The 21793-nt window shown below is 72.1% G+C and carries 18 protein-coding genes and 2 tRNA genes; 10 read left to right on the top strand and 10 right to left on the bottom strand.

All coding sequences use genetic code 11. The features are described from left to right. Window positions 1-163: 163 nt before the first annotated feature. Window positions 164-237 (top strand) — tRNA-Met (locus tag ACIP98_RS03555). Window positions 238-594: 357 nt separating this feature from the next. Further along, on the top strand, window positions 595-888 hold the full coding sequence (locus ACIP98_RS03560) for a hypothetical protein (RefSeq protein WP_319662415.1): 294 nt from the start codon (window positions 595-597) through the stop codon (window positions 886-888). A gap of 13 nt (window positions 889-901) precedes the next feature. On the opposite strand, the gene ACIP98_RS03565 is transcribed toward ACIP98_RS03560, so the two are convergent. Beyond that, on the bottom strand, window positions 902-3112 hold the full coding sequence (locus ACIP98_RS03565) for a UvrD-helicase domain-containing protein (protein WP_319662494.1): 2211 nt from the start codon (window positions 3110-3112) through the stop codon (window positions 902-904). Window positions 3113-3357: 245 nt separating this feature from the next. Between ACIP98_RS03565 and ACIP98_RS03570 the strand changes: the two genes are divergently transcribed. Both ACIP98_RS03570 and ACIP98_RS03575 read left to right on the top strand, forming a co-directional pair. Beyond that, window positions 3358-3429 (top strand) — tRNA-Pro (locus ACIP98_RS03570). Between the two features lie 3 nt (window positions 3430-3432). Continuing rightward, a complete protein-coding gene (locus tag ACIP98_RS03575) occupies window positions 3433-5721 on the top strand; it encodes a hypothetical protein (protein ID WP_401973517.1) in 2289 nt (762 codons plus the stop codon). A gap of 39 nt (window positions 5722-5760) precedes the next feature. On the opposite strand, the gene ACIP98_RS03580 is transcribed toward ACIP98_RS03575, so the two are convergent. Both ACIP98_RS03580 and ACIP98_RS03585 read right to left on the bottom strand, forming a co-directional pair. Then, window positions 5761-7008, bottom strand: a complete 1248-nt coding sequence (locus tag ACIP98_RS03580; RefSeq protein WP_401973519.1) for a hypothetical protein — start codon at window positions 7006-7008, stop codon at window positions 5761-5763. 925 nt (window positions 7009-7933) lie between these two features. After that, entirely contained in the window at window positions 7934-8821 is an 888-nt protein-coding gene (locus ACIP98_RS03585) for an alpha/beta fold hydrolase (RefSeq protein ID WP_401973520.1), read from the bottom strand. A gap of 61 nt (window positions 8822-8882) precedes the next feature. Between ACIP98_RS03585 and ACIP98_RS03590 the strand changes: the two genes are divergently transcribed. After that, window positions 8883-9365 (top strand): MarR family transcriptional regulator, encoded by a 483-nt coding sequence (locus ACIP98_RS03590; RefSeq protein WP_319662420.1) that lies wholly within the window; start codon window positions 8883-8885, stop codon window positions 9363-9365. A 28-nt stretch (window positions 9366-9393) separates the two neighbouring features. Here ACIP98_RS03590 and ACIP98_RS03595 read toward each other — a convergent pair whose 3' ends face one another. Genes ACIP98_RS03595 through ssuE form a run of 3 tightly spaced genes read right to left on the bottom strand, consistent with a single transcriptional unit; the run spans window position 9394 to window position 12331 of the window. Beyond that, window positions 9394-10554: an LLM class flavin-dependent oxidoreductase gene (locus ACIP98_RS03595; RefSeq protein WP_319662421.1), complete on the bottom strand. Its 1161-nt coding sequence runs from the start codon at window positions 10552-10554 to the stop codon at window positions 9394-9396. A gap of 26 nt (window positions 10555-10580) precedes the next feature. Beyond that, window positions 10581-11777, bottom strand: coding sequence for an SfnB family sulfur acquisition oxidoreductase (locus ACIP98_RS03600; RefSeq protein WP_401973522.1), 1197 nt, complete (start codon window positions 11775-11777; stop codon window positions 10581-10583). Then, entirely contained in the window at window positions 11774-12331 is a 558-nt protein-coding gene (gene ssuE, locus ACIP98_RS03605) for an NADPH-dependent FMN reductase (protein WP_401973523.1), read from the bottom strand. Before ssuE ends, ACIP98_RS03600 begins: the two co-directional genes overlap by 4 nt. Before the next feature lie 529 nt (window positions 12332-12860). Here ssuE and ACIP98_RS03610 point away from each other — a divergent pair. From ACIP98_RS03610 to ACIP98_RS03625, 4 genes are all read left to right on the top strand, one after another. Next, entirely contained in the window at window positions 12861-13769 is a 909-nt protein-coding gene (locus ACIP98_RS03610) for a LysR family transcriptional regulator (RefSeq protein ID WP_401973525.1), read from the top strand. Window positions 13770-13925: 156 nt separating this feature from the next. After that, the gene (locus ACIP98_RS03615) at window positions 13926-15074 is read left to right on the top strand and encodes an ABC transporter ATP-binding protein (RefSeq protein WP_319662425.1); all 1149 of its coding nucleotides are present in this window, start codon (window positions 13926-13928) and stop codon (window positions 15072-15074) included. Then, on the top strand, window positions 15071-15724 hold the full coding sequence (locus ACIP98_RS03620; RefSeq protein ID WP_319662426.1) for an ABC transporter permease subunit: 654 nt from the start codon (window positions 15071-15073) through the stop codon (window positions 15722-15724). Before ACIP98_RS03615 ends, ACIP98_RS03620 begins: the two co-directional genes overlap by 4 nt. Further along, window positions 15721-16389, top strand: coding sequence for an ABC transporter permease (locus ACIP98_RS03625; protein WP_319662427.1), 669 nt, complete (start codon window positions 15721-15723; stop codon window positions 16387-16389). Before ACIP98_RS03620 ends, ACIP98_RS03625 begins: the two co-directional genes overlap by 4 nt. Window positions 16390-16470: 81 nt before the next feature. Here the strand turns inward: ACIP98_RS03625 and ACIP98_RS03630 are convergent, their stop codons facing one another. Genes ACIP98_RS03630 through ACIP98_RS03645 form a run of 4 tightly spaced genes read right to left on the bottom strand, consistent with a single transcriptional unit; the run spans window position 16471 to window position 20509 of the window. Then, window positions 16471-17073 carry an ATP/GTP-binding protein gene (locus ACIP98_RS03630; protein ID WP_319662428.1) on the bottom strand — a complete coding sequence of 201 codons (603 nt, stop codon included), beginning with the start codon at window positions 17071-17073 and terminating at the stop codon, window positions 16471-16473. Next, a complete protein-coding gene (locus ACIP98_RS03635) occupies window positions 17060-17497 on the bottom strand; it encodes a DUF742 domain-containing protein (protein WP_401973527.1) in 438 nt (145 codons plus the stop codon). Before ACIP98_RS03635 ends, ACIP98_RS03630 begins: the two co-directional genes overlap by 14 nt. Before the next feature lie 37 nt (window positions 17498-17534). After that, the gene (locus ACIP98_RS03640) at window positions 17535-17996 is read right to left on the bottom strand and encodes a roadblock/LC7 domain-containing protein (protein ID WP_319662430.1); all 462 of its coding nucleotides are present in this window, start codon (window positions 17994-17996) and stop codon (window positions 17535-17537) included. Then, on the bottom strand, window positions 17993-20509 hold the full coding sequence (locus ACIP98_RS03645) for an ATP-binding protein (RefSeq protein WP_401973529.1): 2517 nt from the start codon (window positions 20507-20509) through the stop codon (window positions 17993-17995). The genes ACIP98_RS03640 and ACIP98_RS03645 overlap by 4 nt, the downstream gene beginning before the upstream one ends. A gap of 314 nt (window positions 20510-20823) precedes the next feature. Here ACIP98_RS03645 and ACIP98_RS03650 point away from each other — a divergent pair, with 314 nt between their 5' ends. Continuing rightward, a complete protein-coding gene (locus ACIP98_RS03650; RefSeq protein ID WP_319662433.1) occupies window positions 20824-21789 on the top strand; it encodes an ABC transporter substrate-binding protein in 966 nt (321 codons plus the stop codon). Window positions 21790-21793 lie beyond the last annotated feature (4 nt).

A 21793-nucleotide genomic window follows, 5' to 3' on the forward strand; every position in this document is an offset into this window, starting at 1 on the left:
CACCGCACGCCGAGAACCGGCCCGCGGCCCCCAGCCGCGGGCCGGTTCACCTGCTGACGACGGCGGAAGCAGCCACGGGGACGAGGCTGGACGACGCCCTTTGAGCTCCCCTGCGGTCATTGCCGGCCGGCCCGTCCCGCACGGCCGTAGGGGGTCCCACCGACGCGGGGTGGAGCAGCTCGGTAGCTCGCTGGGCTCATCACCCAGAGGTCGCGGGTTCACATCCCGTGCCCGCTACGAACATCCGGCCCTCTCCGACCTTGTCGCAAAGGGCCGTTGACGTGGTTCACCGTGCTTCGGAGAACCATCGGCGGTAAAAGGGCCGAGACCGTCCGGGACGGAGACGGCGGTGGCCCTCCCGAAGTGCGGCCACCGAGGCGCCGGTCGGGCCGCCGGCGCAAACCTCCCTGCCGAACCCGAGGAGTCGGCGCTCCGTCACCTCGGCGCAGACGTCCTCACGGGCCTCGCGGGCCTCGCGGCGCATCGTGCAAAAGCCACAGCCCGTGCGGTTGGGAGCGACCATCCGGCAGGGCCCCGTTCGCCCGTGTCCCACTACCCTGTGGAGCGGCCGATCGAGCAGAACGCGAGGCATTCGTGACCCGAGAGCTGTACAACGTCCGCCTGGTGCCGGCGGAGGACGCCCCCACCCCGCTGACGGAGGAGGAGGAACAGCGTGCGCGGAACACGCTGTTCCTCGACCTCGGCCGTGTGATCGCCGATCGCGGCTGGGTGCGCTTTCCCGCCTACTCGCGGGAGGAGCGGCGACGGCTGGTCGCCGTCGCCCAGCGCCTGAGCGCCCACTGGGGGTGCGAGGTCCGCGTCGAGGCCGAGGACCACTGCGCGCTGCGGCTCTTCCTGCCCGGTCACGGCCCGCAGGCGCCCGCCTGACGGACCGCGGCGGTCAGCGCAGCGACTCCGGCAGCTCCTCGCGGTGGACGATGCCCAGGCGCTGCGTCGCGCGGGTCAGCGCGACGTACAGGTCGCTGGTCCCGAGCCGCCCCGGCTCCACGACCAGGACGTGGTCGAATTCCAGGCCCTTGGCCTCCCGCGGGCCCAGCAGCACCACCGGACGGGTCAGGTCGGGCTCGGCGCCGGCCGTGACCCCGTCGAGGGGTGCCGCGATCTCCTCGTGCAGCTCACGCGGTGCGATCACCGCGAGCCGCCCCTGTTCGGGCGTCAGTTCCACGACGGCCCGCGCCACCGCGCCCGCCAGGTCCGCTCCGGCGTCGCGCGTCCACGGCTTCTCGCCGGTGGAGCGCACCGAGCCGGGCGGCTCGAACGAGGGGTCCTTCGCCCGCACGACCCTGGCGGCGAGTTCCATGATCTCCGCGGGCGTACGGTAGTTGACCCCCAGCCTGACGTGCTCGAAGCGGTCGCCGACGTACGGCCGGAGGATCTTCTCCCACGAACCGACGCCCGCTTCCTCGGAGGTCTGCGCCGGGTCGCCGACCAGGGTCAGCGAACGGGTCGGTGAGCGGCGCATCAGCAGGCGCCAGGCCATCGGCGAGAGTTCCTGCGCCTCGTCGACGATGATGTGCCCGAACGCCCAGGTCCGGTCGGCCGCGGCGCGCTCGGCCGCACTGCGGTGATCGGCCTCCTCGTGCCGTTCGGCCATCCGTTCGGCGTCGATGATGTCGTGGGCGGCCAGACGCTCGGACTCCTCGTCCTCGAACTCGTACGTCTCCGAACCCCGGGACAGTTCCAGGACGCCCTGCGCGTAGGCGACCCGCTCCTGGCGTTCGGCCTCGGCCGCCGCGCGTGCGGCACTGTCGTCCGCTCCGAGCAGCTCGGCCGCCTCGTCCAGGAGCGGCACGTCGGCCGGGGTCCACTCACCGTCGCCGGGACCGCGCCGAATGGCCTCGGCGTCGCCCTGGGGCAGGTACACCGGTTCGGCCAGATAGCCGGTGACGAACTCCTCGGGAGTGAGCAACGGCCACAGGTCCGCGATGGCGGCGCGCACCTCGGGGCTCGCGGCGACGCCCTTGCCGAGCTGCGCGATGTCGTCCGCGCCGAGGAAGTTCGGGCCGCCGTACGGGTCGGCGCCGATCCGTTCCGCGAGCTGCGCGGTGAGGGCGTCGATCACGTGGAACGCGAAGTACGGGCGGGCGAGGTTGTGCGGCAGCCGGGTCTCGCGGGCCGCTTCCCGGGCCTGGTAGGCGATCTCCCAGTCCAGGACGAGTTCGCCGTCGTCGTGCGCGATCACCACCGGCGCGCCGGGCTCGGGCAGCTGCTGCCGGTCGCGCACGGCCAGGGCGAGGACCTCGGCCATTTCCGCCCCGCCCTTGACCGCGGCCGCGCGGGCGGTGTCGGTACCGCGGGCGTGGACGCCGGGGAAGAGCTCGGCCTGCGTGGCCAGCATGACCCCGGTCTCGCCGAGCGCGGGCAGCACCTCGCCGATGTAGCCGAGGAAGGCCGCGTTGGGGCCCACCACCAGCACCGCGCGCTTGGACAGCAGCTCGCGGTGCTCGTACAGCAGGTAGGCCGCACGGTGCAGCGCGACCGCCGTCTTGCCCGTGCCGGGGCCGCCCTCGACGACGAGGACCCCGCGGTGCGGGGCACGGATGATGCGGTCCTGTTCGGCCTGGATGGTCCGCACGATGTCGCCCATGCGGCCGGTACGGGCCGAGTCGAGCGCGGCCAGCAGGACGGCGTCGCCACTGGGATCCTCGAAACCGCTGCGTTCGGCGTCGTGGAGATCCAGGATCTCGTCGTGCAGCTCGGTCACCGTCCGGCCCTCGGTGGTGATGTGCCTGCGCCGGCGCAGGTCCATCGGCGTGTGCCCGGTGGCGAGATAGAACGGCCGGGCCACCGGTGCCCGCCAGTCGATCAGCAAAGGCGTGCGGTCGGGATCGTCCTCACGAATTCCGATGCGGCCGATATGGTGCACGGCGCCGTCGCGCAGATCAATGCGGCCGAAACACAGCGAACCGTCCACCGCGTTCAGGGCCGCCAGCAGCCCCGAACGCTCCGCGACCAGCACATCACGTTCGAGGCGTGCCTGCAGACCGTTCCCCACCGGGGTCAACGCGTCCTCGACACCGTGCGCCGCGACCCCGCGCAGGATGTCGACCCGGTCGTATACCCGGTCGATGAATTCCTGTTCCCGCTGCAATTCGACGTCCCCGCGAGTTGACAAAACGGCTCCCTGCCCGATATGGTGTTCCTTGTAGCCCCCGGTGAGGGGCTTTTTCTGTGAGTGCACAGAACGACCCAATATACGTGACGCATTCCCCGCTCCGCAATTGCGGAGCGGGGAATTGCCGTTTCCGCGCGCCTCCCCGCGGCGACCACCCCGCCGGCGGCGCCGCGCGGAAATCGCTTGGCCGGGTGCCGGGCGGGCTCTAGTCTCCGGTGCATCGGCGTGTAGCTCAGCAGCAGAGCACCGGGCTCGGGACCCGGAGGGCGCAGGGGCGGCACCTGCCACGTCGGCGTATGAACGATGACGCTGAGCAGCAGCTTTCCGCCGGGTCCGACGGATCCGTGACCTACCAGCACGGCAGGCTGACCCGGGCCTTCCTGACCGCCCTGACGCATGACGACGCCGGGACCCGGAGCCGTGCGCGACGCCGCGTCCGGGGCTGGCGGGCGGTGATCGACGGGATGGCCGACGGGCGCCTGGCCATCGGCTCGCGCACCCCCGTCGCCGGGCTGCCCGCCTGGGTGACCCCGCAGGTCCTGCGAGGTGGATTCGCCACGCCCCACGCGAGCGCCGGGGGTCCGTTGCTTCCGTACGAGCGTGACGCCGCACGGTCGGCGGGGGTGCCGGCCGAGCGTTCGGCACTCTTCGCGTACTGCCTCACCGAGCGGGGACTGGACCGCCTGTACGCGCTGCTCGACAGCGGCCGCTACGAGGTGGCCATTCCTGAGGAGGCCGCGCTGCTCACGGTGGCCTGGCTGGTGCGGGCCGGCGACGTGACCGCCGCCGTCGGCCTGGTCCGCGTCCTCGAACCGTTCGCCGGCCGGCTCCGGTTCACGCCGCGGCCCTCGGCCCGGCCCGCGCCGGACCCCCGCGGCGTGCACCGCCGCACGGTCGGCGACGCCGCTGCGTTGCTGGCACGCCGCCGGCCCCACTCAGCCGTCGAGACGCAGCGTGAGGCGCTCGGCGTCTGGCAGCCGTTCGGCGACGAACTCCTCACCCATTGGCTGGAGACCGCCGGTACCGGCCGCGTGCTGGACCACCTGCCCGACGACGCCTGGCGGCAACGAGGCGCGGCGCTCCTGCGCCGCTACCAGGATCTCGCCGCGATCCACACCCGCTGCACCAAGCACCGCGACCCGAAGGAGAACCTGGGCATCCTGCGCGGCGCCTTGGAGGAGACCGCCGCCGGGCGGCCGCTCAACCCGCGGCAACTCGGGCTGCTGCGGCACGCGGTGGAGTCCATGGTGCGCCGGCGTGACCGTCCCGGCTCGGAACGGCACACACGACTGCGCGCCCGGCAAGCGGTCCAGGCGGCCCTGCCCTCGCACCACGCCCTGGCCCAACTCGTCCTGCGCAGGCTGTCGGCACTCCCCCAGGACACCGGCACGGCCGACACGGCACAGCTGATCGCGGATGTCACGGAGCCCGAGGCACGGGAAAGCGGCCTGCCCGCGGGCACGGTGCTACCGCCGGCGATCCGGCGCGTCGTGGAAGCGGCTCTGAGCGCACCGATCCGCACGCTCGTGGAACGCGGGGTGGTGCCCTCCGCCGAGGTCCTGGCCGAACTGGTGCCGCAACTCGTCGCCGCGGCCAGGGCGCGGGCCTACCCCGACCCGGCGCTGCGGCACCTCGTGGCCGCCGACTACCGGGCGTTCCGGAACCGCCGCTCGCTGCTCCTGCTCGGCCTCGCCCATCAGGTCCGGGTCGAGGAACTTCCCTGGGTACGGGCGGTGGAGGGGCACCGAGCGCCGGAGGAGAGCCGGGAGCCGGCGGAGATCGTCCTGCGTGAGCTGGGCGAACTGGCCGTACAGGCTTTTCCCGGCACGCTTGTGCCCAACCCCCTGGTCCGCGAGCTGGGCGTGCTGTCCCGGCAGGCCGAGACCGGTGCGCCCTTCGTCGAGGAACTGGCCGCGGACATCTTCGAAGGCACCTTCACCCCGAAGTTCCTCACGGCGGCGCGGGTCGCCGCGGAGCTCCTCGGCGGCTCCCTCTATGAGCGGTACTACGCCATCGACTACGCGGCCGTCCGCAACCTCGCGATCACGGAGACGGGTAAGGCGCTCACACGTGCCGGTGCCCGACTCGGCGCCGGTTCACCGGCATTCGCCGAGCTGTGCGCCCAGCGGGCCGGCCGGGCCGGCACGGGGGGCCGGTCAGTTGCGGCCAACGGCATGGTCATCGAGCAGGCCCAGATCCTCACCACGCACAATCTGGCCACCCTCGTCGGCCACGTCGGCATCACGCCCGAACCCGGCTGGGACGTCCTGGCCCGTCGCTGCTTCACCACCGTGTGCCGTACCACGGCCCGGGTCCACAACAACCCGCGGCCGCTGCCCACGATCAAGGACGCCGCCTACGCGTGGCGGCAGATGCTGTTCTACCTGTCGCTGTGCGGCCCCGACGTGCAGGCGGAATTCATCGCCCACCTGGACGGCGAAGCGGCCCGTCACCCCGGCCACGTCGCCGCCCGCCTGGCCCCCGCCCTCACCGGCCTCCGGCACGTCGCCGCCGGCGGCACCGCCGAGGACGGCACCGGGCGCCGGTTCCTCGGCTGGACCACGACCCGGCACTGGCTGCGATGAGCCGAACCCGCGGCACCGCCAGGACCGTGGTGGATCTCGTCAGGTCGGCGGACGCAGGGGGATGACGTCCGGCTTGCCTTGAGGACGCAACGTGGCGGTCCCCGCTGCCGCGTGGGTGTGCAGGACTCGCGAGACGACCTCGACGCCGCGGGCGAGGTCGTCGCGGATCAGGATGTCGAGGTGCTGTTCCGCCAGGACGTAGCCGCCGTCCTCCGGGTGCAGGCTGCTGCCACCGAGGCCGGCGCTGCCCAGGTTCGCCGCCTGGAGGGCGGCGTTGAGCTGCTCGGCCGCCTGCGGGCCGAAGCGCTCCGGTCGTCCCCGCACCGGGAGGCTGAGCGACAACCGCCAGGACCGGCTGCCCGACAGCGGGCTGGGACCGAACCACCGGGCCACGAGCTCGCCCTGGGGCAGCCCGGCCAGGGTCTCCACGGCCCAGCAGGCCTCCGCCCGGTCCACGGGGTCGGCGACCGCGCGCAGCAGGACGCGGTTGCCGTAGCCGGCTGCGGCAAGCGCGTCGGCCAGTGCCCGCAGGTGTTCGTGTCCGTCGGCGGCGAGGCACCGGTCGAGGGCCTCGCGCACCGCGGGTCGCGCGAGGACGGGATCGGCGGCCGCCGCGGCCGTACGTCCACGGGCGAATGTCAGGAGCGCCGACCAGGCGGCGAACGGGAATTCCTCCGAGGACGGCGTTCGCAGGGAGTACAGCGGAAGACCGTCGGTGCCGTCCTGGCCGACCGCGTCGTACCCGTCGGCCCGGGTCGTCCACACCAGCCCGGTGCCGCGCAGATTCCGCAGGTCGAACCACTCACGCGTCTCCGCACGCACCTTGCCGCCGCCGGCGGCGCCGGGGCGCACCGCCTCGAACGCCGCGTCCACCAGAGGCGTGACGGTGTCCAGGTCGTCGTTCTCGGCCAGAAAGGCGAAGCGGCACAGCAACGCCAGCATCGGGCCGGGGTGGCGCAGTTCCGCGTCGTGGAGGGCGACGGCGCGGCACAGCAGATCCAGTTCCCGCCAGGGCATCACATGCGGATGGAAGTGGGCCTGGTCGTCCCAGCCGACGTTCGCCGGCTCAGGGAGGCCGGGTGCCTCCAGGTCGAGATCGACGTACTCAAGAGCGAGGGTGAGCTCGAGGACCAACGCGAAATCCCCACCGGTGCCGAACCGCGTGACGTGCGACTCCTGGTCCTCGGCATCGTCGTCGTAGACGTCGGGCGCGTCGTCGTCGAAGAGATACACGGGCCAGAAGTCCGGTTCGGCCATGCGGGCCGCCAGTGCGTCATCGAGAGGCATGCGGTCAGGCTAGAGCGCGGCACCGACACAGCGCCGGGCGGACGTCGAGGGGCCGAAGTGACGTGGGTGGTCATCGACTCGGTGGTGTCCGGGTCGTCGAGCGGGGCCCGACGGCTGCCGGCGCCCTCATCGATCTGAGCTCCAGGGTGACGGAGCCGATCCTGCTCGCCTTCGCCGCGCTCACCGGCCGCTGCCGCTTCCGACAGGTTCGTTCCGTGATCGACGGCTTCGACGTTGCCCGTGCGCTGGACGGCGGGGGTCCACGACCGCGAGCGGGCCTGGGCGTTCGTCCGCAGGTTCGCCGCCGCCTGGGTGCCTCGTCGCCCACCAGGACCCCCTGCTCCCGCTTCATGAGATGTTCGTGCACGACGGGTCGGACGGTGTCCTCGTGTTCCGTACGGAGGACCAGGACTGTGCCTTCTGGGGTGTGCGCCTGACGGATCTCGACCGGGACGATCCGCCGGTGCTCGTCGAGGCGCGGCAGGGCCGGGTGCCGTTCCTGGGCAGGTTGTCCCTGGCCTGCGTCGAGCTCGTCCTGAGCGAAGCGCTGTTCGCGGGTGGGGGGCGGCTCTACAACGCACGCGAGCTGCCCGCGGACCTGCCCGATATGGTGCCCGTTCGCTTCCGGCGGGTGCCGCTGCCCGACCACCCGTCGTGGACCGGGCCGGAGGACTCTCCCGTGCGCTGGTTCACCGCGCCCGGCAAGCTGCTGCGTCAGGACGGTTCGGACGTCCACAGCTGGCTGCACGTCCGGGGCCGACCCGGGCGGATCTGGACGGGATCTGCGAAACGCTCCCTGGGCGGTGGTCGCTGGGATACGACGAGACGCCGGGCTCCCGGCCGCTGCCCACGTGAGCGGGGACGGGCGGAGGGTCGGCCCCCGCCCGTCGGGACCGGAACGCGAACCCTGGCGGTCGCGGCCGGATCAGGACGTGGACTGGGGCTGTTGCGGGCCGGATCGGGCGCCGGAGTCCCTGTGCAGGGCGCCGACCGCGTCCGGGTCGCGCCAGAAGGCGGTGAGCAGGTCGACGACAGCGGGTGCGGCCTCCAGCAAGGGAGCGACGTGTCCTGCTCCGGGCAAAACGGCCCAGCCGCCTCGGGGCAGTCGGGCGGCGGCGGCCGCCGCGTCGTCGGGCGTCCAGGCCGTGTCCTCGGCCCCGGCGGCGAACAGCGTGGGTGCCGGGACCGAGGTCAGGGTCGGGGTCAGGTCCTGCCGGTCGAGGCTCGCCGAACGGATGGCGCGGGCCATGCCTCCCCGCTCGGGGGCGGAGAATGCCTCGGCGACGAGGGTGATCGCCTCGGGATCGGCGGCCGCGCCCAGCAGCGCCGTGGTGAGGGCGCCGAGCACGGGGCGGATCGGGCCGACGGCACGGTAGAGCGGGACGAGCAGGTTGATCTGCCGTCGTTCCGGTGCGGTCAGCGCGTGGACGGGCGCGCCGATGGTCGCCAGGCTGCGGAGGCGCCGGGGGTGGGCGGCGGCGAAGGTGATGCCGACGTGTCCGCCCCATGCGTTGCCGGCCCAGTCCACGGGCTCGTCGATGCCGAGGTGTTCGAGGACGTCGAGCGCGGCTCCTGCGCAGTCGTCGAGTGTGAACGGATGCCGCGGAGCGGCACTGCGGCCGTGGGCCGGGCCGTCGACGATGACCAGCCGGCGCGTGGCGGCCAGCGGCTGCCTGACGCGCACCCAGGTGGTGGAGTCGACGAAGAGGCTGTGCCACAGCAGGACCGGCGGGCCGGATCCGACCGTCTCGACGCCCAGTGGCCCGAGCCGGGTGGGGACGGACGCGACTGCACCGGTCGAAGGCCGGTCCATGGTGCCCTCCAAAAACGTTTCGGTAGCCGAAGCTTCGGCAACCGAAGTATCCTTCGGGGCTATGCCCTCGTCAAGCGATCTGCCGGTCGACCGTCTCGCCATCGGCCAGCTCCTGGTCCGCCTGCTCCGGGAGTTCAGGACCGAGATGTTCGCCCCGGCCGCCGAACGGGGCTATGCCGATCTCCGGGAGCCGCACCTGCAGATCTTCGGCAACATCGGTGTGGACGGGATCCGCCTCACCGACCTCGCGGCACGGGCGCAGTTGAGCCTGGCGGCGACCTCGGAACTGGTCAACGAGCTGCAGGAACTCGGCTATCTGGAGCGCCGCCCCGACCCCGGCGACCGGCGGGCGAAACTGATCTTCCCCACCGGGCGCGGCCGGCAGGCCCTCGACGACGCCGGCGGGCGGGTCGCCGAGATCGAGCAACGCTGGTCCGAGGCTGTGGGACCGGGGGACTTCACGGCGGCGTGCCGCACCCTGCAGCACCTGCTGGACGCCCTCACCGGCGCGCAGGACGACCACGGGCCGGCGCCCGCGTCGTGAGCCCCCGGATCGTCGGTGACCACACGGGTCAGCGCGGGTTGCCCGCCCCCGCGAAGGGTACGTGCGCCGAGTGGGCCGCCTGCTTGCCGTCGGGGTGCTGCCACAGGCCCTGGGCCTGGAGCTTCGGCAGGACGCCCTCTCCGAACCAGTACGCCTCCTCCAGGTGCGGATAGCCGGAGAGGACGAACTCCTCGATGCCGAGGGCCTGGTACTCCTTGATGCGCTCGGCGACCTCGTCGTGGCTGCCGACCAGCGCGGTACCCGCGCCGCCGCGCACCAGGCCGATGCCCGCCCAGAGGTTGGGGTGGATCTCCAGGCGCTCGCGGCTCCCACCGTGGTGCAGGGCGAGCATGCGCCGCTGGCCCTCCGACTCGCTCCGGGCCAGCCCCGCCTGGATGGCCGCGACGCTCTCCGGGTCGAAGCCGTCCAGGATGCGGTTGGCCTCGGCCCATGCCTGCTCCGAGGTGTCACGCGTGATGACGTGCAGCCGGATGCCGAAGCGCACGGTCCGCCCCTGTTCCGCGGCCAGTCCCCGGATCCACGCGATCTTCTCGGCGACCTGCGCGGGCGGCTCGCCCCACGTGAGGTAGACGTCCACGTACCGGGCGGCGACCTCGCCGGCGATCGGCGAGGAACCGCCGAAGTACACCTCGGGAACCGGGTCGGGCACCTGGGCGAGCTGCGCGTTCTCGACGTGGAGGTGCTCCCCGCGCAGGTCGACGGACTTGCCCTCCCACAGTCTCCGCACGATGTCGAGGAATTCACCGGTGCGGCGGTAGCGGGCGTCCTTGTCGAGGAAGTCGCCGTAGGCCCGCTGCTCGTGACTCTCGCCTCCGGTGACGACGTTGAGCAGCAGCCGTCCGCCGGTCTGGCGCTGGAAGGTGGACGCCATCTGCGCGGCCAGCGTCGGTGAGACGAAGCCGGGACGGAAGGCGACCAGGAACTTCAGGCGCTCCGTGTTCTGGCTGACCATGGCCGTGGTCAGCCAGGCGTCCTCGCACCATGCGCCGGTGGGGGTCAGCGCGCCGACGAAACCGAGGTCCTCGGCGGCGCGGGCGATCTGGCTCAGGTAGGCGACGGTCGGCGGCCGGTCGCGGCCGGACCGGGTGGCCGGGGTGCCGTGGCCGCCGCCGACGACGTGGCGGCTGTCGCCGTTGGTGGGCAGGAACCAGTGAAAGGTGAGGGGCACCTGAGGTCTCCGTTCGGGGTTGTCCGTCACAGCAGGCCGTGCCGGGGCGGCCTGGTGCCGTTGAGCACGTACCGGCCGATGTGCTGGACCTTCCAGCGGGCCGGGTCGTGCAGGGTGTGGGTGCGGGCGTCCCGCCAGTGGCGGTGCAGGCCCAGGGAGTCGAGTGCCGAGCGGGTGCCCGAGACCTCGAAGAGGGCACTGGCGACCTCCACGGCGGCCTCTCCCGCCGTCACCTTGGCCGCGGCCACCGCGATCGAGGCCTCGGCCGCCGAGTCCTCGGTGAGATCGGCCCGGGCGGCGTCCACCGCCCGGGCAGCGGCGTCGAGCAGCGCGTCGCAGGCGCGCACCCGGATCGCGAGTTCACCGAACCGCTGGATCAGCAGCGGGTCCTGTGCCGCCGTCCCGTGTCCCTCGTCGACGCTCTCGAACCACGGCCGGCTCTTGGTGCGGACGAACTCCGCCGCCTCCTCCAGCGCACCGAAGGCGATACCGGCGTCGATGGCGGCGTGCAGCAACTGGGCCACGGCGCCGTGGAGCTGCGGGCCCTGGAAGGTGAGGTGGTGCGGCACCACCCGGTCCGCGGGGACGGGCACCGACTCCAGCCGGACGGTGCCGCTGGCGGTCGTGCGCTGCCCCATGCCGTTCCAGTCGTCGACCACCGTCACACCGGGCGCGTGCCGCGGCACGTACGCCACGTGCAGGTTCTCGTCCTCGCCGCGGGCGAGGACCGGAATCCAGTCGGCGAACAGGGCCCCGGTGGAGTAGTGCTTGACACCGTCGAGGACGTATCCGCCGTCCGGGACGCGCACGAGCCGCGTACGGATGTCCTGCACGTGCTTGGTGCCCGCCTCGGACTGCGCGTTGCCGAACCGTCTCCCCCGCAGCACCTCGCCGAAGAAGAACTCCTTCTGCTCGCGCGTGCCCTGCCGGCGCAGCACGTTGACGTACACGAAGTGGCTCTGCGGGATCTGGGCGAGGCTGGCGTCGGCGGCGGCCAGGATCCGGAAGACCCGGGCGAGCGTCTCCGCGCCGACGTCCGCACCGCCGAACTCGGCGGGCACCGTGACCGCGAGGAGGCCGGAGGCGGACAGCCGCTCCAGTTCCGCCTCCGGAAGCCGGCGCAGCGCGTCCCGCTCGGCCGCCCCCTTGCGGAAGTCCGCCGCCAGTTCGGTCGCGACGGCGAGGGCCTCGGCGTCGCCGGTGATCACGGCCGCGTCGCTCATGCGGTGGCCGCCAGCAGGGTGGGGCGCCCACCGAGCGCACGTGAGAACTGGTCCGTGACCTGGACCAGCGCCTCGGCCGGGGCCGGCGCGACGGTCAGCGTGCCCTTGTCGTCCACCGAGATGTCCTTGTCGAGCGTGAACCAGCCCGGCGTGATGTGTGCCGCGCCCATGGAGCTCAGTACGGGGCGGAGCGCGTAGTCGATGGCCAGCACATGGGCGGTGGTGCCGCCGGTGGCCAGCGGGAGGACGGTCTTGCCCGCGAGCGCGTACTGCGGGAGCAGGTCGAGCAGCGACTTGAGCAGCCCGGAGTAGGCCGCCTTGTAGACGGGTGTGCCGATCACGACCCCGTCCGCCCGCTGGAACGAGCCGACGGCCTCGACGATCGCCGGATGGCCGATGTCGGCGTGCAGCAGTGCCTCGGGCGGCAGCGAGCGGACGTCCAGCGGTATCACGTCGTGGCCCTGGGCCCTGAGGCGGTTGTCCAGGTGACGCAGCAGACGCGCGGTGCGCGAGGCGGCGGAGGGGCTTCCGGAGACGGACAGGACGGCGGCCATACGGGGACCTCTCACGGGGATGTCGGATGCGGTCGGCAAGGGGTGCTGCAGGTGACGGCGGGCCTGTCCGCGGCGGGTACGCCCCCCGGTGGCACGAGGTGTTGCCCCGCGGGTGTCGCCGGCCCGACCACGCCGCTGCTCACGACCGGCCCCCGGTCGGCGGAAGAGCCAAGAGGCGACGGCGCGCAAGCGGGGGAACGCGGTGACCGGAATGCAGGCACACGGCGGGCCCTCATCGCGACGGCGAACGGCCCCGGGTGAACGTCATGAACAGAAACAGGCGCGTGTGCGAGGGTTTCCCTCGGGTGCGCTCAGGCCGAACGGCGACAGCGGGCGCTGGAGACACGCCCGAGATCTACGTGGCGTCGCCGCGTGAGCTCCTGTCGCTTCATGTCATCGATACAACCAGCGTGCGGTCCGGGCGGTCAAGAATGCCCAGCAGTGATTCCACATGCTGAGAGTCGGTATTCACGAGGTCGTGACAGGGTTTCCCTTGAACTCGACGCGGCGCGGTCGGCAGTCTCCAGTGATGCGCATCGAACAGCTGGAGTACATCGCCGCCGTGACACGACTGGGGTCGCTGCGGCGCGCCGCAGAGGAACTGCACCTGTCCCAGCCCGCGCTGAGCGAGACCGTACGCAATCTGGAACGCGAGCTCGGCGTGGACCTGCTGGAGCGCCGGCGGACCGGGGCGAGGATCAGTGACGAGGGCGCGGAGCTGCTGCCGCACATCATGAGCGTGCTGGACGCGGTCGACCGGCTCCGCGACGCGGCGGGCGACCACCACCGCATCAGCCGCATGGTCCGGCTCGGCACGGTCAACACCGCCACTGTTCCGCTGCTCATCCCGACCGTGCGCGAGTTCCGTGCCTCGCACCCGGTCACCCAGGTCGAGGTGGTCGGCGCGCAGCAGGCGGACATCCACCGCGGACTGCTGGAGGGCGCGTTCGACCTGGGGATGGTGAACCACCTCCAGGGCGACGACATGCCGCCCGGTTTCGAGAGCACCGAACTCCTGCGGGGCCGGCCCGTGGTGTGCGTGCGCCCCGACAGCCCTCTGGCGGCCCTGGAGGCGGTGGACGCGGACAGCCTGCTGGCCGGGCCGCTGGTCGTGATGCGGTCCGGCTACGTCATGCACCGCTTCGTGCACCGTCTGCTGGGCGGCCGGACACCGGCCTTCTCGTACTCCACCGACGGGGCGGAGATGGGCAAGCTGATGGTCGCCGAGGGTCTGGGTGCCACGGTGCTCCCGGACTTCAGTGTCGTCGGCGACCCGCTGGAGCGGCGCGGCGCGATCACCGTACGGCCGCTCGCGGGGGACACGACCGAGGTGCTGCTGGTCCTGCTGCGCCGCCACTCCGGTGCCGTACCGCGGGCCGTGCGCGATCTCCACGAGCTGTTCGTGCGCAACGCCGCCGCGTACGAGGCCGCTTCCTGAGCCGCCGCGGTCTCCGCCCTGGGCGTACGGACGGCCCGCACGGGTATCCGCGCCGAAGTGCCGCAACAAAGGGCGTCTACACTCTCCCCGCAACGGCCCGCGCGACCGTGGCCGAGAGCGGGCAGCTTCTGCCAGACCCGAAGGGTATTCGGCGTTTTGATACGGATAGACTCAGTTACCAAGCGGTACCAGGACGGCACGGTGGCAGTCGACCGGCTCTCACTCGAGATACCGGACCGCTCCATCACCGTGCTCGTGGGACCGTCGGGCTGCGGCAAGACCACCACGCTCCGGATGATCAACCGGATGGTCGAACCCAGCGAGGGAACGATTCTCCTCGACGGTGTCGACATCCGGGAGCAACCCGTCAACACCCTTCGCCGGTCGATGGGTTACGTCATCCAGAACGCCGGGCTCTTCCAGCACCGCACCATCCTGGACAACATCGCCACCGTGCCCCGGCTGCTCGGCTGGGACAAGCGGCGCGCGCGGGCACGGGCGGCGGAGCTGATGGAGCGGGTGGGGCTCGACACCTCGCTCGCCAAGCGCTACCCGTACCAGCTGTCGGGCGGCCAGCAGCAGCGCGTCGGCGTGGCGCGGGCGCTCGCCGCGGACCCGCCGGTGCTGCTCATGGACGAGCCGTTCTCCGCCGTCGACCCGGTGGTCCGCAAGGGCCTTCAGGACGAGCTGCTGCGGATCCAGGACGAATTGGGCAAGACCATCGTCTTCGTCACCCACGACATCGACGAGGCCATCAAGCTCGGCACGACGGTCGCGGTACTGCGCACCGGCGGCCGGCTCGCCCAGTTCGCGCCGCCCGCGGAACTGCTGTCCGCACCGGCGGACGAGTTCGTCGAGGACTTCCTCGGCGCCGACCGCGGCATCCGGCGGCTGTCCTTCTTCTCCTCCTCGCGGCTGGAGTTGAGGAGCGAGCCGGTCGTCGCCGTGGACGCAGGCGCCGAGCAGATCGCCGCCCGCACCACCGCGGACGTGCCCTACCTCCTCGTCACCGACCTGGACGGCCGGCCGCTGGGCTGGAGCGAGCCCGGGCTGCTGACCGCGGGCACCATCGATCCCGCTCGCCTGCTGCCCTTCGGGCGGCCGTTCGAGCACGGCCGGGAGTCGTTGCGGGCCGCACTCGACGGTGCCGTGCTGTCGCCGACCGGCTGGGCCGTCGGCGTGGACGGTACCGGCCGGGTGGTCGGCGTCGTCTCGGAGCGCGCCATCGGCGAGGCCATCCGCAGCGCGCACGCCGAACTCCACGAGGACGGCCAGGTCCGCGCCGGAGCAGAGGCCGCAGGATGAGTGGCTTCTTCGACATCCCGAGCGACCTCCAGCACAGCTGGTTCGGCCTGATCGGACTGCATCTGCGCGAGGCGCTGCTGCCGGTACTGGCGGCCCTGGTGATCAGCCTGCCCATCGCGCAGCTCTGCGTCCGGTACCGCTGGGTCTACGCCCCCACGCTGGGCGTGACGACCGTGCTGTACGCCATCCCGTCGCTGGCCTTCTTCGTGGTCCTCATCGACTACACCGGCCAGACCGAACTGACCGTGATGATCCCGCTCGCCGTCTACAGCCTGGTCGTACTGGTCCCGGCCATCGTCGACGGCGTCCGCTCGGTGCCGCAGGAGACCCTGGCCGCGGCGACCGCCATGGGCTTCGGACCCGTACGCCGTTACGTCCAGGTGCAGTTGCCCATCGCGGTACCGGCGATCATCGCGGGGCTCCGGGTCGCGACCGTTTCCAGCATCAGCCTCGTCAGCGTCGGCATGCTGATCGGCAACCAGGGCGCGCTGGGCAATCTGCTCAACGACGCCCAGATCTACCACCGGCCCGAGCTCGCGGTGAACTCCGTGGTGACGACGGCCGTGCTGGCGGTCGTGGTCGACGCGGTCCTCGTCGCCCTGCGCCTGCTGCTGACCCCCTGGATGCCGAAGGAGAGCGCGGCCCGGTGAACGTACTGCACTTCATCAACGCCTTCTTCAGCGACAGCGCCCACTGGCACGGCTACGACGGCATCCCCACCCGCGTCGTCGAGCACATCCGGTACTCCCTGGAGGCGCTCGCCCTCGCCGCCGTCATCGGGCTGCCGATCGGCATGGTCACCGGTCACTACGGACGCGGGGGCAACACGCTGGCGATGACCGCCACGGCCGCCCGGGCACTGCCCACCTTCGGTCTGCTGGTGCTGGTGGTCACCTGGCTGGGCTTCGGCCTGGGGCCCGTGATGATCCCGCTGGTCGTGCTCGCCGTGCCGCCGATCCTGGTCACCACGTACGAAGCGGTCCGCTCCGTCGATCCCTCGTCGGTCGACGCGGCCCGGGGCACGGGCATGCAGGAGTCGCGCATCCTCTTCCACGTGGAACTCCCGGCCGCGCTCCCGCTGATCCTGAGCGGACTGCGCTCGGCCGCCATCCAGATCGTCTCCACGGCCACCATCGCCGCGTACGTGGGCCTGGGCGGCCTGGGCCGGTACATCATCGACGGCCTCTACCAGCGCAACTACGAGAAGGTCGTGGGCGGCGCCACGCTGGTGGCCGTGATGGCGCTGGTGACGCTCGCGGTCTTCTGGGCTGTCGCCCGCCTCACGGTGTCCCCGGGAGTGCGCCGCGCCGCCTGACGGGCGCGGCGGTGGCCGACGGAAGGGCCCGGGGCGATGCCGGATCGCCCCGGGCCCTTCCGTCCGCTGCCGGCCCGCGGCTCAGCCGCCGGTGCGCTCCAGCGCCAGTTCCAGTACCACCAGCAGGGCGTCCCGCACCGAGCCGCGCTCGCGGGCGTCGAACACCACCACCGGCACGTGCTCGGCGACGTCCAGCGCCCAGCGGACCTCGTCCAGCGAGTGCTCGACGTGTCCGTCGAAGGCGTTGAGGGCGACGGCGAAGGGGATCCGCCGGTGCTCGAAGTAGTCGACCGCGGCGTAGCAGTCGTCCAGGCGGCGGCTGTCGACGATGACGAGACCGCCCACCGCGCCCTCCACGATGTCGTCCCACATGAAGCCGAACCGCTCCTGCCCGGGCGTGCCGAACAGGTAGAGCTTCAAGGTGGGGTCGATGGTGAGGCAGCCGAAGTCCATGGCCACCGTGGTCGTGGTCTTGCGCGGGGTCTGGCTGAGGTCGTCCACGCCGGCGGCCACCTCGGTGATGGCGGCCTCGGTGGTGAGCGGCTCGATCTCGGAGATGGAGCCGACGGCGGTGGTCTTGCCCACGCCGAAGCCACCCGCGATCACCATCTTGACCGGCAGCGGCGGCCGTACGACGGCCTGCGCGGCCGGGCCGGCGCCGAGCAGCGGTTCAGTCGGTGTCACGGAGTACCCCCCGGGAGTCGGGGACGGCCCGCAGGCCATCGATAACCCTTCGCAGGACGGACGCGTCATGGGTGGCACCGGTGTCGGGCACATGGACCGTGAGCTGTCCCGCGGCGCGCAGGTCCTCGGCGAGGACCCGCACCACGTTCAGATGCAGCCGCAGCCGGGCCGCGAGTTCCGCGATGGACTGCGGCTGCCGGCAGGCGGCAACGATGTCGTGCTGCTCGAAGGCGAGCTTGTCGAGCGTCTTGAGCCCGGCGGCGGTGGCCACCACCTGGGTCTCCACCGGCACCGGCCGGCCGGACGCGGGCGCCACCCGGCCGGCCGTGAGAAGGAACGGGCGCACGGCAGAGGCGGGGCCGACCAGCTCGGATCCCGCGGGCGTCGCGCCGTCCTCGCCGGCCGGTGTGCGGCCGTCCGCCATAAGTCGTGTCTTCCTCTCCGGACCCGGGGGCGCCCGGTCAGCGGGCCGACGCGGCGCCGACGGTGTTCTTGAGTTCGAGCACCAGCTGTGGGCTGAGCGCGGTGCCGGCGCGGTTGGCGAACAGCGTCATCTCGTAGGCGATGTTGCCGAGTTTGGCCTCCTTGTCGGTGACGACGCCGAGCACGGCGCCGCTGCCGATCGCGGAGACGATGACGTGGCCGCCCTCCAGGTCGATGATGACCTTGTTCAGGCCGCCGAGGCCGTAGTTGCCCGAGGCGCCCGCGGCCAGGCTCGTGATGCCGGAGACGATGGCGGCCAGCCGCTCGGAGTGAGCGCGTTCGCGCAGCTCCGACACGGCGATGAGCAGCCCGTCGGAGGAGACCGCGATGGCGTCGACAACGCCGGCGGTCTCGGTGGCGAAACGGTTCAGCAGCCAGTTGAAGTCGGCTGCGGCGGCCTGCAGGTCGGTCGTCGGAGTGTCACCTGTCGGCGTGCTCACTGCTCGGCTCCTTCTGGGAGGTCGTTCGGGCGGTGCGTGGTCCCGGTTACCGGGTCCGCACCGGTGGCGGTGCGGAGGTCTGCTGTGGCGTGGGTTCCGGTGTCGCTGTCGCGGTGGGCACGCTCGACGGCGGCCTCGAACTCCTCCAGCGCGGACCGTACGGCATCGGCGTCCGCGGGTTGCGCGGGCGCGTCCTGAAGGCCTGCCTGCTGGGCGGCCGCGCCGGTGGTCGTCCGCAAGGTGGCACCGCGGACCCTGCGGCGCAGCGCGGGCTGCCCGGCGGAGTCGCCGGCCGGTACCTCCTTGCGGGGCCCGGGCACCAGCGGCCGCTGTCCGGCGGATCCGCCCGCCTCGCGCCGGGGCACGCGCCGCGGGAGCGGCGCCCCTTCCCCGGCGGCGGCCGGGGTGGTGGCGGAGTGGGGGCCCGTGGACGGGACGGTGTCCGCGACGGGGGCGGCGGCTTCGGGGCCCGGCGCGGCCGGCGAGGGCTCCGGGGCGCCGGTGGCCGGGCTCGTCGCCGCGCCGCCCGATCCGCCCACCGCGCTCATGCTCAGCAGCAGGGTCGCCGGGATCGCGACCTCGGCGGTCACACCGCCGCCCGGCGTACGGGAGAGGGTCACCCCCACCTCCCAGCGACGCGCCAGCGAACCGACCACGAACAGGCCGAGCACCTTCGTCGGGACGAGGTCCAGGCGCTCGCGGCGGATCAGCCGGGCGTTCTCCTCCTCGAGCCGTTCGGCGCTCATGCCGAGGCCGTGGTCGGCCACCGCGATCAGGGCGTCGCCGTCGCCGGAGCGCACGGTCACCTCGACGGGGCTGCCCGCCGGGGAGAACGAGACGGCGTTCTCGACGAGTTCGGCCACCATCAGCGTGAGGTCGCCGATGATGTCCGGCTCGACCATGGCCTCGGTCTCGGCGTACAGCCGCACCCGCTGGTAGCCCTCGATCTGGCCGAGCGCGGCCCGCACCACGTTGGTGAGCGCGGTGGGACCCGAGTCCAGGACGGTCTCCCGGATGCCCGCCAGCAGCATCAGGCTGTCGGCGTTCCGGCGCAGGCGCACGGCGATGTGGTCGATGGAGTACAGCCGCTCCAGGAGCGCCGGGTCGGTCTCGCCGCGTTCGACCGAGTCGATCAGCGCGAGCTGACGGGTCGTCAGGTTACTGACCCGGCGCCCCACGTTGCCGAACATCTCGGCGACGTTGCGGCGGCTGAGCACCTGGCGCTCCAGCAGCGCGGTCGCGGTCGTCTGCACCTGGTTGAACGCCTGGGCGAGCTCGCCGATCTCGTCCTGGGCCGTGACGGGCACCTCGCGCACCCGCGGCGGTCCGGAGTCCTCCGTGTCGTCGTCGGCCACCCGGGCGAGCTCACGGCTGGTGGCGGCCGAGACCTCCTGTGCGGCCGCGGTGAGCGCCTGCACCGGGCGGACCACCGACCGCCGGACCACGACCGAGAGCGCCAGCCACACCAGGAAGCCGAACAGCGCGACGGCCAGCAGCAGCGCGGCCCGCCACCACGCGTCGCCCGAGGCGTCGTCGGCGCGGTCGGCGATCTGGTCGATGAGCGAGGAGGTGATCCGCAGCCGGTTCGCCGCCTGCGCGGGGTAGGCCGGGTAGTCCGTCAGCGCGTCCCTGAACGCCCGGTGGACCTCGGCCGGGGTGTCCGCCTGCAGGGAGCTGGGGTCGATCTGGAGCTCGGCGTAGGCCTGCGCGATCCGGCCCTGGGGGTCGCTGTGCTCGATACCGGACAGCTCGTCGGCCTGCTCCACGGTGGCGAACCGGGCGAAGCGGTCGGCCTGGTAGGTGTACAGCTGGTACGAACCGACCGCGGCGTTGAACTCGATGAGGGCGTTGGCGTCACCGGTCGTCGCCGAGAACACGCTCGTCTCGAAGGAGCTGTGCGCGGCGTCGGCCCGCAGCAGGGAGTCGAGCAGATTGCCCGTGAAGGTGGCAGCGAGCGCCGCGTTGCGGTCCAGGCCGAGGCCGTCGATCAGACCCTTGGCCACGCCGGTGTAGGCGGGGTCGATGTTGTCGGCGGGCAGATAGCTCTGCTCCACCGTCTCGCGCAGGCTGGTCAGGCCCTCGATCTCGCGCAGGGACTGCGCCTCGGTGTCCGGCAGCCGGTCGCCGAAGGCCCGGCGCACCGTCGCCACCTGGGTGTCCACCGAACGCTGCGCCTTGCGGTACGCCTCGATCGAGGGCCGTGCGCCGCGGCCGGCGGCCTCGTACCGCACCGACAGCAGAATGGCCTGCTGGTGCTCGGCCTCCACCCGGTCGGCCAGGGCCGCCACTTGGGCGCTGTCGCGGACCAGCTGGGCCGCGGACGCCGCGTCCCGCGCCCGTCCCACCTGGTCGGCGATGAGGTAGCTGAGCAGCACGGCCACCACCGCCAGCGGGACACCGACCAGGAGGTTGAGCTTGCGCCGGAAGGGCCAGCGGTCGGCGAACCCCAAGGGCCCGTCGCCCCGCGGCGGGGCAGCCGGGCGGGTGGGTACGTCCACCTGCACCGTGGACACCTGGCCTCCTTCATGGGGGTGGTCGATGATGCGCGACGACATCGAAGCGGCGCCCGCACACAGCTGTGGCCGATGCAACAGCGGTGAATGTATCGCGCCTTCGAAGCCGCGTTCGCCACGCCCCATGTCAAGAGTTCGTTACAAGGCGACCGTCCACTCTCCACATTTGCGTACCAAGGAGGCCAATCGGCGATCCGAATGCTCTTGACTGACTGGGAACCGGCTGGATTGGATCAGGATCGTACGTGTCCCCGCACGCCGCACGCCCTGCCACGACCCAGCCTCCACCAACCTCAGAGTCCGGAACGGGAATTGTGACTTCTAACGCGAAGAGCACCAGGTCAAGCACGAGAAACCGCGGCGTGGCCGCCGTCGCACTCGCCGCCACCGCCGCGGCCCTCGTCGCCGGGTGTTCGTCGTCCTCCGACGACAAGTCCGACAACCCGCTCTCGGAAGGCAAGGCCAGCGGCAACAACGTCGTCGTCGGCTCCAACAACTTCGCCGAGAGCATCCTGCTGGCCGACATCTATGGCGAGGCCCTGAAGGCCAAGGGCATCAACGTCACCTACAAGCCCAACATCGGCAGCCGTGAGACCACCTACGGCCTGCTGAAGAACGGCTCCATCACCGTCCTGCCGGAGTACAACGGCGCGCTGCTGGCCTACCTCGACAAGGACGCCACGCCCAAGACGGTCGAGGAGACCACGGCCGCCATCGGCGCCAAGCTGGACCCCAAGCTGACGCTGCTGGACCCGGCTCCGGCGCAGGACAAGGACTCGGTCACGGTGAACGCGGCGACGGCCGCGAAGTACAAGCTCACCGCGGCGTCCTCGATCGCGGACCTGAAGGACATCGCCAAGGACCTGGCCATCGGGGCCTCCCCCGAGTTCCAGACCCGGCAGCAGGGCCTGGTGGGCCTGAAGGACGTGTACGGACTGGACTTCAAGTCCTTCAAGGCGCTGGACGCGGGCGGCCCGCTGACCGCGGCGGCGCTGACGAAGAACACCGTGCAGGTGGCGGACATCTTCACCACGGACCCGACCATCGCCAAGGAGAAGTTCGTGGTCCTGCAGGACCCGAAGAACCTCTTCGGGTTCGAGAACGTGCAGCCGCTCGTCTACAAGTCCGGGCTGGACCAGAAGGGCATCGACGCGCTGAACGCGGTCTCCGCCAAGCTCGACACAAAGGCCCTGCTCGACCTGGACACCCAGGTGCAGTCGCAGAGCAAGGACCCGCTGGACGTGGCCCAGGCCTGGCTGAAGTCCGTCGGCCTCGGCTGACCCA

The sequence above is a fragment of the Streptomyces sp. NPDC088354 genome, assembly GCF_044753585.1.
Taxonomy (GTDB): domain Bacteria; phylum Actinomycetota; class Actinomycetes; order Streptomycetales; family Streptomycetaceae; genus Actinacidiphila.